Genomic DNA, 12,310 nt, shown 5'->3' with positions numbered 1-12,310 from the left:
TAACCTCGCTTACCTGTATTTCTAGAAAGCTCTCTTGAAATCGTAGATTGCGATAAATTAGTTAGCTCAGCAATACTTTGTTGCGTAAAACCACTTTTCTTTAGAACGGCGATCTGGCATCTTTGCGCATAGGTCAGTTGTTTGTAATGTCTCATTGTAAAATCTCTTGCCGGAGAAAAAGCAGTTAGCTTATGAGCAACTGACCACTTAATCTAGCCAAAACAAGTTATGCACTTACAATTTGAATCTAGGTATTTTAAATACTTACCTATTTTTTTAGATTAAGTTATACGACAGTAGCTAAAATGACCAATACATACTTAAAATATAATAAATTAATAAAAATCAAAAGCTAACAACATATGACAGCTCACCTGTCATATGCCAAAATACATACTGGCGTACAGCTGACGGCGTAAATAACAAAAACAAACGCTAAATTAGCATCATCAACTCAACAAGGATAACGATGATGAAAAACGATATATTAAATACAAGAAAATTAGGTTACAAATTTTACTTTCAAGATGGCGACAATCAAATAGCCTGTTTTGGCAGCTACTTTACAGGCAAAGAAGAAATCTACGTAAACGACGATTTAGTTAGTAGTAAACGTAGTATTGGCATAAAAAGCACGCATAGATTTGAATTTAAAGAGCATAGTTACCAAATTAGATATGACATGAAAAACATTTTTACTGGCAAACTAGAATGTACTTTTTTTAAAAATAATGAGCAAATAAAACAACAAGAACAAACTTTACTTCCTTTTATTAAGGATCCGAAAAGAGCCGTCCTATTTTTTTCTGCCTGTGTACTAGCCGGATACTTGGGTGGGTATTTAACCTTTGCGCTAATTGACTTAGTGGTAGGTAAATAAACGCATGCAACTTAATCCTAAAACAATAAAAGAACTTAGGCAGCAATTTAATTGGACGCAACAGCAACTTGCCGATGCCTGCGATGTAAGCTTACGTACCGTTCAGCGTGTAGAAAAAGAAGGTGCGGCATCAAAAGAAACCACAATGGCTTTATGCGCAGTATTTGAAGTGCGCCAAGGCGAGCTTATAAAATTGGACGACTTAGAAGTAGATGAAACAGTTAAAGCCCAATCAACGCAAAAGTTTATTGTAGCTATTACTATAAGCTCTTTAATAAGCTTTACACTCGGTGTTGGCTGTATGCTATTAATAACGAGCTTATGATATTAGTAACGAGCTTATTTTATTAGTAACAAGCCTATGCTTTGACTTAAAGTATTAATATAAAAATGCCCCAGAGCTTTAAAGCACTGGAGCATTTTTTATACGTTTAAAGATAGTTTAAACAGCTTAAATTATTGAAATACTTTATCGACTTTCATCACTTCAATATTGTTAGCAGGAATTGCTAATTTATAATCAGCAATTACTTTATCCTCAGCAACCAACTCAGCTGGTTTTTCTGTGTTGTAAATCATTGGTGATGTTTGCTGAGACGCTAAACGTTTTTGCATATCAGCGCCGTCACCAGTTATAAACACATATTGAACATTGTCTGTTTGTAAGTTTTCTTTAATAACGCGATTTACATCAGCAACGTTTAGCGTTTTAAGTTTGTTAGTGACGTAACTTACAAAGCTATCTGTATTGTAAAATTCGCTATCAAGTGCGTATCCTAGTTGGCGATTTTGACTTGCTACCATTTGCGGCACAAAGTTAATTAAAAAGTTACGCGTAGCTTCAAAGTCGTCTTCGCTCATACCGTTTTTAATTAGCTTATCTAGCTCAAATAAAGCCGTACGAGTTGCAAAGTGCGCATCGTTATTAGAGCGAAGTGGGCGTAACCACACTTGAAATATTTGCTCAGAGCGCCCTAGGTTTGCATCAGGCTTAGTTTGAAACATACCACGTGGAAAGTATTCAATGTATGCGTAATCGCCATAGTTCATGCCGCGAGTTTCACGAATGCGTTCATATAAAAAGCTGTTAGAACTACGGTGCTCACCAAAGTACGAACGCACAAGCCAAAGGGCTGTCCAGTCTTCGCTGCTTCTTATTGTATCAATAGGAAAGCCAAACGATACTGCAGTCGATTGCGCAGACTTTTCTACAATAGTTGCATGATGACCTTTAAGCTCTGGCGCATCAGGAATACTTAAACGGCTTTGCTCACCCTTTGGTAGCGTTGCAAAATCGCTCATCATTTTAGCTTTAAGGTTTGCAGGTACAGCCCCAATTAAGCCAACCGTGAGTTTAGATTGCGTAAGCTCACTGTTATAAAATGCTTTAACATCATCCAGCGTCAGCGCTTCTAAATCCGAAATATCACCGTAATTGTAACTTTCGTAAGGATGATTTTTATAAAGCGCGCTGTATAGCACTTCTTTGCCTAGCTCTTCATCGTTAGATGCTTTTAAGCCTGATTTAATACCGTCAATCATTTCTTTTTTAAGGCGTTTAAAGTCGTCATCTCTAAAACCTGGGTTTAGTAATTGATCGCTCACAAGTGCATACCACTGCGCCGCGTTATCTTTATGAATACGCCCTTGAAACGACAGCATTTCTTTATCTATTTGATAACCAAAACTACCCGCAAGCGGATAAAGTGCTTTTTGAATATCTTTATAGCTTGTCGCCTGCGAGCCACCTTTTGCAAGCATAGCCGCAGTTAACGCAGCAACGCCTTTTTTGCCTTGAGGGTCGGCAGCCGCACCGGTATTGAATAAAAAGTTAACATCAATTAATGGTGAACTATTGGTTTTATCAAGCACTTTAAATACAGGTGCCGCAGGTGCTTGCTCAAGCTTTGCAGTAAGTGCATTTAAATCAACTTCTTGCTCAAACCCTGGGGCTTTATCAAGTGCCGACATCGTTAATGTGGTACGGGCGTTATCGGTAAAGTATTTATTAGCAACGGCTTTAATATCTGCGCTGGTAATGTTATCTGATGATTTATAAAGCTGGTTTATAACCTCTGGATCGCGCTCAAAGTGCATGTAGCTGGCAAGGGTTGATGCAATCGCTTGCGACGAATCAAGACCATTAATAAAACTGTATTTAAGGTTTGATTTTAAATCACTCAGCTTTTGCTCATCAACAAGCTCAGTGCGTGCTTTTGCATAAGTGCGGTTAATAGCATCGCGTGCAGTGGCTAAATCGTCTGCGCTTTCTACTTTAACAAATACGTGTAATAAACCCGGATCTTTAGTCTCTGGGTTATAGGTAAACATTTGGCTGGCAATTTGTTTGTCGACCACTAGCTCTTGGTATAAATCTGAATTGTTTGAAAAATAAAGTTGTGATATTAAATCAAGTGCCGCTCTGTCTTTTTTGGCAGGCTTCCACGCAGCGCCTTTGTAGGATACAAGTAACCAATGCCCTGGTAGCGCTTCATCTTGCTGGTGCAAATATTTTGGTGCTTGTTGAACAGGCTCTGCCTTAATGTCAGCAACGTAGTTACCTTTTTTCCAGCTGCCCCAATGCTTTTTAACCATTGCCATTGTTTCTTCTGGCTCTACATCGCCCACAATTACCAGCGATACATACTCAGGCTTATAAAATTTAGCAAAAAACTCTTTACCGTACGCCATTTGATCAGGCATCGCTTCTATGTCTTTAAAAAAGCCCATAGTGGTGTGTTTATACGTGTGCTTATCAAACGCTTCTTCGCGTACAGCGCTTAATAATTTACGAACTGGGCTCGCGTTGTTTTTTAAGTACTCACCTTTTACCGTTTGTGCTTCGGTTCTAAATTGCTCTTCGGTGTAGGTTAAGTTTTGAAAAATATCAGCTTCAAGCTCAAGTACTTTATCAAGATGCTGCTTTGAAAAATTTAAATGGTAGTTGGTGTAATCGTTTGTTGTGTACGCGCGGTTATCAACACCTGAATTTTTTAATATGTCTGAATACACATCTTCAGGATATTTTTGTGAGCCTTTAAACATCATGTGTTCAAAAAAGTGAGCAAAACCTGTTTTGCCCTCTTCAACTTCGTTACGCGATCCAACCGATACCGGAATTTGCAGCGACACGACATCGGGGTAATCGGTTTTAACAACCATTACGCGTAAGCCGTTTTCTAGTTCTTCAATTAAGTAATCTTGTGAAAAAACACGATCATCAGCTTTATTTACTTGTTCTTGTTGTGCTGTTGTTTGCGTGCTTTGGTTTTGCTGCATGGCGCAACCGGTTAACGCCAGCGATACCGCTAAGCTGGTTGCTAATAATTTAAATTTCATTGTTGTCCCTTTTTAAATTGAGCAAATTTATTGTTAGGTTATTAATACGATTATGCCTTAAAGCTAGTAAATGTAAGAGCTTTAGCCCATTTTTTATGTAAACAACTGTGTCAATCAGCCAGTTTATTAAATTATCAGTATGAATATTCCTCACCTAAGTTGAAAAACTTTCATTAAATAAATCTATCTAGACGTCTAAATGGCTGTTATATTAAATCCATCAACACGCACTTGGCTGGAATGAGGATTATGGCTTTATCATTAAAAGAGAAAATAGAGGACACCAAACAAGGTGTTTATCTTATTGGTACTACGCCGCCTAAAATTGGCACCGATAAAGCGCAATTAAAAATCATTGCAGAGAAGCTATTGGGTCGCTTACACGAAATTGAATACGACGGCGTAATAATTTACGATATTCAAGACGAAAGCAGCCGTACAAATCAAGATCGCCCATTTGCGTTTAAACAAACCGTTGATCCGCGTGAATACAGCCATTTAATTCGTAATTTATCTGCACAAGATGTGATTACTTATAAAAGTGTGGCGCAGCGTGGCGTAGGCGAATTTAAAGATTGGCTAAGTGAAACTAAAAACGACTACGATTTACAAAATGTTGTTTTAGTAGGTAGCCCGTCATCGGTAGGCGATATCAAGTTAAGCCTGCCTGACGCATATAAAGCATTGGCTGAGCAATCAGATGATTTCTTTTTAGGTGGCGTTACTATTGCTGAGCGCCATTCAAGTAAACGAAATGAGCACGAACGATTAATAGAAAAAACAGCACAAGGTTGTCAGTTTTTTATATCGCAAGCTGTTTACGACGCACAAGCGACTATAGAGCTAATTACTAGCTACGCACGTACATGTAAAGCACAGGGTATTACACCTCAACGTATTATATTAACGTTTACACCGTGCGGCGGCGAAAAAACCTTAGAATTTATGCAATGGTTGGGTATCTCAGTGCCAGAGGCAACTAAATGGCGCATGCTTGATGCAGACAATACATTAAGCGAATCAGTACGTATTTGCCGCGAAAACCTCGACTTAATACTTAAAAGCTGTGCGCATTTAGATGTACCGCTGGGCCTAAATATTGAAAGCTTAACAAACCGTAAAGAAGAAATTGACGCGTCAATTAACTTATATCGTTTATTAAAAGCCATTATGGAATTAAACCTTGCGGAAAAGCTAATAGCTTAAAGGCTAGGTAAGAGCTAATTAACACCCTTCTTGGCAAGCCTCATGGCTTGCTTTTTTATGTCCATTCTTTGAAAAATAAATTAATAAATACAAGTAAAAATATTCAGCTTAAGCTATTTATTGAAGGTGTTTTTGGTTATTACTCTCAAGCCTTTTTAAGGCAAACCCCATAGAGGAGCACATAACACCAAAAATTATTCCCTCATTAGATATAAATCTAAAGTGAGGAAAAGCATCAAATAAGCTTATTATGACTAGAGATACAATAAAGCCGATACCTGAATACATAAACCAAACTCTTGTAGTTAAGTTTATAAAAAAATTTCCCTTTCTATGTTGAACTTTACATAGATAAATTTGATAAGAGGTAGCTTTTCTTACGTTTTATCTACATAAAGTAAATAATTAGACTTCTCAATATTTTGAATTTAATCTGCTATTCAACTGAATATAAAGATAATAAATAATAAGCTACTTACTCTTAACAAGCCTATTACTGTACAAGTCTGCTACTGGAAAAATCATTTTATAATCGTCCCAATTTAAATTCCCATCTACAATTTTATAATTGAGAAAATGCCTTCTCTGTTTATAAATATCATAATCTGGGTGCCCAACAGAGAAAATAAATGGATGAAAATCAACCAAACATTTATGCCCATCACTAAAATATATCTCTAAAATATGATCAGCTATGGGTTTTGAATTAATTATCGATAATTCCAGCATTAAGCTCCTTTTTACATTTTAGCTTTCATAAATCAGATTCAAGTACACTATCAATGCCTTCTCGCATATCAATTGATAAATGATATCGTTCTGATTCTTCATCGAGCTCAAGCACAACAAACCCACAATTAAAAAACTTTTCAGCTTCTTCATATTGCTCATACGACCAATGAAAATAGCGCATTAAAAAGACTAAAGCTGTAATACCATGTGTACTAATAACAAGACTATCGGTCCAATTATCTTGAGAAAAATCGCGATACAGCGTTTCTAAAAACGTAGAAATTCGATCATATACATCTGCACCTGATTCACCATTTTCTATACGATAAAAAAAGTAACTATGCCTTTTGCGATCTTCATATTTAAGGCGAGCCTCATCTTGCGTATAAAAATTCCCCCAATCTTGTTCACGTAATCTAGGATCTTCTTTATATTTAATATTACTTTTTAGCTCAGAGGTGATTAGCTCAGTTGTTTGCCTTGCTCTGTTATAAGGTGAGGACCACACAGTTACATTTTTATTTGCTAGCAGTTCGTTTAGTTTTACACCCGTTTTTATACATTGCTCTTTACCTGATTCAGTTAAATTAACTAAATGATCAGGAGTATGCTCATACATCCCTTTATCTATGTTTGCTTGAGATTGCCCATGACGAATAATAATAATCTGCTTAGGCTTCATTACGCCCTCCATGCTCTATAATAAATATCTAAATAAGCTCTTGATGAATGATTAAAACATAAAAAAGAACTTATTATTTTAAGGTTATTTCAGAAGAATTTAACCACTGGGCACATAATATTCAATCCCTAATTGATGTAGTTACATTAATTAATAAGTTAAAAGGAAACAGTGATAAATACAATTTTTCATAATACCTTTTTTGCTAATTAAAAATGAATTGAGTAAAATCAACTCAAACTACGTAATTAAATTTTAAACTATTCTTATTACTGCGCTTTTTTAGCAAGCTTGTACGCTTGTTTATTTTTATACATTGCATGGTCTGCATCATTTAATAGCGCTTCAAAGGGCTGCTTTTGTTTATCAGTAAAACTGTAACCAATACTGAGCGATAAATCGCACACATTCTCTTTAAGTAAAGCTTTTGAGTACTCAGAGGATATTTTATCCATGATATAGTTAATTTTACTCTTATCGCTTACTTGCATCACCGTAACAAACTCATCGCCACCTAATCGCCCTACTATATCGGCATTTCTTAAGTGAATTTTTAGGGTATCTGCCAATATAATTAAGGCTTTGTCGCCAACTTCATGCCCACAGGTATCGTTTAATTTTTTAAAGTCGTTTATATCAATAAACATACAACACACATCAAACCCTAAACGCTGCGCTAAGTTAAGCTTTTGCTGAGCAAGTAAACTCAGTGCTCGACGATTATAAATATTCGTTAATGAGTCTAACATGGCTATTTCGCGCATTTGCTCATAACTATAAACAAGCGCTAGATCGTCTTCAATTAAATCGCGTAGTTGTTCTATGAGTTCAAAATATTCATTGGTATAGCTTGTTTTTTTAGTACCTTTTAAGCATAAAGTGCCAAACATTTCGCCTTCTGGCCAATGAATTGGTAAACCTGAGTAGGATTCGATGCCCTCATCAATCACTTCTGGCAAGGTATTCCATAAATCGTTTTTACTTGCATCATTAACGTATAAAGTATTATTAGTTTCAGCTACATGGCGACAAAAAAGAGGTGTTTGAGGAGGGAGTATTGGATTAGTTTCAAAATTAGAGTTTCCTTCGTTGCTTTTAATGACAACGCGATAGCCTTTACTTGTTACCTGAACTATATAACCCGACGGGGCTGAAAAAAGCCCCGTAATAAGGTCTATGGTTTTTTGCCATTTATGCAGTGATATTTGGCCATCCACACCAGAGAATGCCCATTGATCAATTTCAAACATTAACTTTACCTCGGCTATATATTAGCTTCAGTATAGGCAAGAAAACATATCAAAAGCTATTATTTACGGCGTCTACTTGGTTCTCTTTTTCCGGTAATACGCTTTTTATCGCGATCTTTTCGCGACTTATTCGTGTTTTTACGGTTATCTTTTGGCTTTTTATTAGGATCGGGCTCGTAGCCTTCTAACCATTGCGGTGTTAAGCGCGTATCGAGTAGTACTTCTATTTCTTCAAGCAACCATTGCTCATCAATACTAACCAGCGACATAGCAAGCCCTTGCTCGCCTGCACGCCCTGTACGCCCAATACGGTGTACGTAATCTTCTGCTATGTATGGCAGTTCAAAGTTAATTACATATCTAAGTGTAGAAATATCTAAACCACGCGCGGCTACATCGGTTGCAACAAGTACACGTGTAATACCATCTTTAAAGTTTTGCAGTGCGCGGTCGCGCGCACCTTGTGATTTATCGCCATGGATTGACTCGGTTTTTAAACCGTCTTTACACATTTCTTTAGCGAGCTGATCAGCCATTTGTTTTGTGCGAGTAAAAATAAGCACTTGGCGCCAGTTTTTCATGCCTATCATGTGCGAAACAAGCTCGCGTTTGCGATCCTCATCTACCGAGTAAATAATTTGTTCTACTTCAACGGCTGCTGAGTTACGTTTATCTACTTCAATGAGCTCTGGATTTTTTAGTAACTTTTTACTGAGCTCAAACACACTGTCATCAAACGTCGCTGAAAATAGTAAGGTTTGGCGATCGCCAGGAATATGGCGCAATATGCGTCTTATTTCGTCAATAAAGCCCATATCAAGCATGCGGTCGGCTTCATCAAACACTAACGAATCTACGCTTGAAAGTACCACACTGCCTTTAACTATGTGATCGAGTAAGCGCCCAGGCGTTGCCACAATAACTTGAGCCGTTCTAAGGGCTTTTATTTGTGGCCCAATACTTGCGCCCCCATAAGCTAAAGCACCATTTATATTGGTGCCTTGTGCGTACTTTTCAAAGCTTGCAAATACTTGCTGAGCCAGTTCTCGTGTTGGCGTTAAAATTACAACACGAGCAATGCCTGGTTCATCTTTTTTAGGTGTATTTAAAAGCTTATGTAACAGCGGTAAAACAAAAGCAGCTGTTTTACCTGTGCCTGTTTGTGCACTGCCCATTACATCACTTCCGGCTAAAATAGGCGGAATGGTTTTAATCTGAATTGCGGTAGGTTGAGTGTAATTATTTTGCTCAATCGCAGTTAATAATAACGGGTCGAGATTAAGTGATGAGAACGTAGTGGCAGACATAGGCTTAGCTTTAAAATAACAAAGAGCGCTATTGTACGCACATTACTGTACTGCGTAAATTAACCAGCCCAGAAAAGTGTTTTATCGTGGTTGCTCATTTTCGCTTTAGCGCTAAAAACAATAAAAACCCAATAAAAAAGGCGCTAAATAACAAATGTATTTAGCGCCTTTTTTTAATTTAATACAATTTTAAGCGGGTTTTAACGTCGCTTTACGTTCGTTGTAAAACGCGATTAAATCGTCAACTGTTGCTTGGCAGTATTCGCGAATACCCGAAACCACCATGTGCTTTTCACCACTACCCACTTTAACGCCGTTTTCTAACAGGTTAAAACGTAGTGTAATTTTTCCGCGCTTACCGGCGTACTCAAAACTAGGCTCTGCAAATTCAAGTGTCGGCGCTGTAATATCAAGGTTATCAAGATTGATAAGCATTGATTCGTAAATTACCATCGGACGTGTGGGGTTTATCATTACCTCCTGCTTGCCCATTAATGGAATAATTACATGCGGAAAAGTTGTACCAGAAAACTCAACATAATTCTTTATTAGGCTATTAGTTAGTGCTGGGCATTTGCTGGTTTTACCTTCACGCTTTACCTTTAATATTACTTTTTCGCCATTGGTTACATCAAACTCATCCGCTTCTTCTGGAAAGTTTAGCTTCGTGTTTTCGTCAACCATACCGGCAAAGGTAAATTCCATTCGCTCGCTAATACCGTATCGGTCTAGCACTAATGAAAAAAGTAAGTCTCCTGGCGCGCAAAACTTTTTAGCATCTTTGTCATGGAGTGGATTGTAATCGTCAGCAACAAACTTGGCAAAACGACAACCTTGCTCACGAGAGATAGAAACATAATCAGCATGCTGCTGAAAAAAAGGACTTAACATAGTGTGTTCACTGCTTAAACTGCTTATAACCTAGCTATACTACCAGAAAAAAAATAGAGAGAGGTCGAATCTGTTAGATTAGTTAAAATATAGCTAGGGCGTGTTGATCTTTGGTGGGTGAATTTGCAGCAGTATGTTTGGTTTTTAGGCAAGGCGGAGCCTATGTAGTGTGGTTATTCCCCATGAATAGGCGATAACGCAGCATAAATACCAAACGTGCGCTGCCCTTTGGGTTCTTTCTAGGGACGATTAACTCTTTGTTGCTCGGTTTTTACTTAGCCCACTAGGTTACAAACCTCGCGCCGCGATTTAATCGCCCCTAGATTGAACAAATTTCAATCCACAAAGTTCAACACGCCCTAGAGTGAGTTGTTCTTTGGTGACTTAATTTAAAGTAGTATGTTTGGTTTTTAGGCAAGGCAGAGCCTATAGTGTGTTGTTATGCCCAATAACTGTGAAATTAAACTAAACCACTAACTAAACTAGAAACTCACCTTAAGTAAATGGGTAAAAATTGTATTTAGGTGTTCGAAGTAATTTACATCGGTTTTAATTAATTTTATTAGATTTCTATGTACTCGACGAACCCATCAGAAATTGGGTCAATATCCAAAGTACAAGAATCAATACCGACAAATTCCCAGCCAGTATTCTTCTTTAGATAACCAATCATATAGCCAGCCATATCATCTGCAACAATTATAATATTTTCATTAATTAATTCGAGGTCCATTATTTCTGAAATTGGTATTGGACCAGAATAAACCATATATCCATTGCTAGATTCGCTAGCTGAATTTTTAGCAACCCAAGATGTGTAGTCATTTGGTAAGTCAGTATAATTTTCATTAGTTGTTATTTTTGACATGACGACACTCCAGAAATCTAACACTTTGCTAAGCGGCTAAAGATCGCTGACTAAAGTAGCGAGGAACGAGCAAAAGCCAACTTTTTTGTCCGTTTAAGCAACTTTTCAGGCATATTTTACACTTAACTTTGACCAGCTTTGATAAGTACCAACAGAATATAGCATACCGATACTTAAACATATTGCGGAGCTTACAAACCAAAATGTAATACTATTTTCAGGAAACATAGGTATTAACACAACGAATACTACGCCACGTAATACATAAATAGATGATATAAGAACTAAAGCTGTACGTAAAAACGGAAGTTTAATGATTAACCTTGCACCAGATAACCCATAAATAGACCAAATTGAAAGTACTAAAACCAAAACAGATGTAACAATAGTAGGATAAGATTCTCCTGTCTCTGCCATCATAGCCATTTGCTCACCGGCACCAAAGAAGCGATACCAATCACTACCAAATAAAATGCACCCTAGATGGGCTAAAGCAGCAACTGCACTGAAGAATGACCCCAACATAAGAGGTTTATTTATACTTGAATCTAACACAATACTTCCTGTATATACCTAACGAGACTATCGAATAACTCCAACAACCAAATTCAATTAAAAAACGAGTTCCTGTAATTAACTCTAATCGTTTTTAAAGCATTAGGTAATGCATTTGGACCTCATAAAACAGGCTGTTTTTATTTAAAAAGAGTAATTCTACAGCCTCAATGCCCCAATAAGAGGCTAAAAATTGTTTGCTAAAATGTGCAGCGAAGCGGAACCGAGCAAACTGTTTTTAGTCCTGCTTTATTGGCTTGTATGGATAATAAACCCATAAATTAATTATTATTCTAACCTGGTTCGGGTAATGTGAGGCCCAAGCTTTGGCTGCAACCAAAGCCTTTTATACAGTAGTTCGATTGATTGAAGGCTCCTCTATTGAGAGACCGGTAACAAGAAAGAACGCTGTATAAACTCCAAGCATTAAACTCGGATAGTCAACGGGGCCTCGAGCCCGAATCGCAAGGCAGAGTCAGCTTATTATGAATACACTCAATAATCAAAATGAAATTAACGTCGGTGTCGATACAGGTAAAACTCAACTCGATATTTACATCCGACCGTTAGATATATATTTCACCGTAGAAAACAATGACG

General features: G+C 37.3%; 12 protein-coding genes and 1 pseudogene. 4 read left to right on the top strand and 9 right to left on the bottom strand.

All coding sequences use genetic code 11. The features are described 5' to 3' along the window. Positions 1 to 155, bottom strand: a 155-nt coding sequence (locus L647_RS1000000125230; protein WP_139015429.1) for a helix-turn-helix domain-containing protein, incomplete at its 3' end; no start/stop codon positions are given. Between the two features lie 317 nt (positions 156 to 472). On the opposite strand from L647_RS1000000125230, the gene L647_RS0108130 reads away from it, so the two are divergent. Both L647_RS0108130 and L647_RS0108125 read left to right on the top strand, forming a co-directional pair. After that, positions 473 to 880 carry a hypothetical protein gene (locus L647_RS0108130; protein WP_024610712.1) on the top strand — a complete coding sequence of 136 codons (408 nt, stop codon included), beginning with the start codon at positions 473 to 475 and terminating at the stop codon, positions 878 to 880. A 4-nt stretch (positions 881 to 884) separates the two neighbouring features. Beyond that, positions 885 to 1,205 carry a helix-turn-helix transcriptional regulator gene (locus L647_RS0108125; RefSeq protein WP_024610711.1) on the top strand — a complete coding sequence of 107 codons (321 nt, stop codon included), beginning with the start codon at positions 885 to 887 and terminating at the stop codon, positions 1,203 to 1,205. A gap of 131 nt (positions 1,206 to 1,336) precedes the next feature. Here L647_RS0108125 and L647_RS0108120 read toward each other — a convergent pair whose 3' ends face one another. Beyond that, on the bottom strand, positions 1,337 to 4,219 hold the full coding sequence (locus tag L647_RS0108120; protein WP_024610710.1) for a pitrilysin family protein: 2,883 nt from the start codon (positions 4,217 to 4,219) through the stop codon (positions 1,337 to 1,339). 249 nt (positions 4,220 to 4,468) lie between these two features. Here L647_RS0108120 and L647_RS0108115 point away from each other — a divergent pair, with 249 nt between their 5' ends. Further along, positions 4,469 to 5,425, top strand: coding sequence for a methylenetetrahydrofolate reductase (locus L647_RS0108115; RefSeq protein ID WP_024610709.1), 957 nt, complete (start codon positions 4,469 to 4,471; stop codon positions 5,423 to 5,425). A 471-nt stretch (positions 5,426 to 5,896) separates the two neighbouring features. On the opposite strand, the gene L647_RS0108105 is transcribed toward L647_RS0108115, so the two are convergent. The 7 genes from L647_RS0108105 to L647_RS0108075 form a co-directional block, all read right to left on the bottom strand. After that, entirely contained in the window at positions 5,897 to 6,154 is a 258-nt protein-coding gene (locus tag L647_RS0108105) for a DUF2442 domain-containing protein (protein ID WP_024610708.1), read from the bottom strand. Between the two features lie 25 nt (positions 6,155 to 6,179). Then, on the bottom strand, positions 6,180 to 6,839 hold the full coding sequence (locus L647_RS0108100; RefSeq protein WP_024610707.1) for a histidine phosphatase family protein: 660 nt from the start codon (positions 6,837 to 6,839) through the stop codon (positions 6,180 to 6,182). A 269-nt stretch (positions 6,840 to 7,108) separates the two neighbouring features. Beyond that, entirely contained in the window at positions 7,109 to 8,089 is a 981-nt protein-coding gene (locus tag L647_RS0108095) for a sensor domain-containing diguanylate cyclase (RefSeq protein WP_024610706.1), read from the bottom strand. Positions 8,090 to 8,148: 59 nt separating this feature from the next. Next, positions 8,149 to 9,396, bottom strand: a complete 1,248-nt coding sequence (locus tag L647_RS0108090) for a DEAD/DEAH box helicase (protein ID WP_024610705.1) — start codon at positions 9,394 to 9,396, stop codon at positions 8,149 to 8,151. Between the two features lie 189 nt (positions 9,397 to 9,585). After that, complete coding sequence (locus L647_RS0108085; protein ID WP_024610704.1) at positions 9,586 to 10,287, bottom strand: DUF3581 domain-containing protein; 702 nt, start codon at positions 10,285 to 10,287, stop codon at positions 9,586 to 9,588. A gap of 562 nt (positions 10,288 to 10,849) precedes the next feature. After that, on the bottom strand, positions 10,850 to 11,155 hold the full coding sequence (locus tag L647_RS0108080) for a hypothetical protein (protein ID WP_024610703.1): 306 nt from the start codon (positions 11,153 to 11,155) through the stop codon (positions 10,850 to 10,852). 105 nt (positions 11,156 to 11,260) lie between these two features. After that, positions 11,261 to 11,680, bottom strand: coding sequence for a hypothetical protein (locus L647_RS0108075; RefSeq protein ID WP_029880408.1), 420 nt, complete (start codon positions 11,678 to 11,680; stop codon positions 11,261 to 11,263). 515 nt (positions 11,681 to 12,195) lie between these two features. Here L647_RS0108075 and L647_RS1000000125795 point away from each other — a divergent pair. Next, positions 12,196 to 12,310: pseudogene (locus L647_RS1000000125795) on the top strand (IS110 family transposase); the annotation flags it as partial.

The sequence above is a fragment of the Pseudoalteromonas sp. TB64 genome (genome assembly GCF_000498095.1).
Taxonomy (GTDB): domain Bacteria; phylum Pseudomonadota; class Gammaproteobacteria; order Enterobacterales; family Alteromonadaceae; genus Pseudoalteromonas.
The sequence above is the reverse complement of the archived record's forward strand: the minus strand, read 5'-3'. Positions and strand labels throughout refer to the sequence as shown.

What these genes read in the sequence shown, in the direction of transcription:
- L647_RS0108130 (WP_024610712.1), top strand. Translation starts at nt 473, where the DNA reads ATGAAAAACGATATATTAAATACAAGAAAATTAGGTTACAAATTTTAC.
- L647_RS0108125 (WP_024610711.1), top strand. Translation starts at nt 885, where the DNA reads ATGCAACTTAATCCTAAAACAATAAAAGAACTTAGGCAGCAATTTAAT.
- L647_RS0108120 (WP_024610710.1), bottom strand. Translation starts at nt 4,219, where the DNA reads ATGAAATTTAAATTATTAGCAACCAGCTTAGCGGTATCGCTGGCGTTA.
- L647_RS0108115 (WP_024610709.1), top strand. Translation starts at nt 4,469, where the DNA reads ATGGCTTTATCATTAAAAGAGAAAATAGAGGACACCAAACAAGGTGTT.
- L647_RS0108105 (WP_024610708.1), bottom strand. Translation starts at nt 6,154, where the DNA reads ATGCTGGAATTATCGATAATTAATTCAAAACCCATAGCTGATCATATT.
- L647_RS0108100 (WP_024610707.1), bottom strand. Translation starts at nt 6,839, where the DNA reads ATGAAGCCTAAGCAGATTATTATTATTCGTCATGGGCAATCTCAAGCA.
- L647_RS0108095 (WP_024610706.1), bottom strand. Translation starts at nt 8,089, where the DNA reads ATGTTTGAAATTGATCAATGGGCATTCTCTGGTGTGGATGGCCAAATA.
- L647_RS0108090 (WP_024610705.1), bottom strand. Translation starts at nt 9,396, where the DNA reads ATGTCTGCCACTACGTTCTCATCACTTAATCTCGACCCGTTATTATTA.
- L647_RS0108085 (WP_024610704.1), bottom strand. Translation starts at nt 10,287, where the DNA reads ATGTTAAGTCCTTTTTTTCAGCAGCATGCTGATTATGTTTCTATCTCT.
- L647_RS0108080 (WP_024610703.1), bottom strand. Translation starts at nt 11,155, where the DNA reads ATGTCAAAAATAACAACTAATGAAAATTATACTGACTTACCAAATGAC.
- L647_RS0108075 (WP_029880408.1), bottom strand. Translation starts at nt 11,680, where the DNA reads ATGTTGGGGTCATTCTTCAGTGCAGTTGCTGCTTTAGCCCATCTAGGG.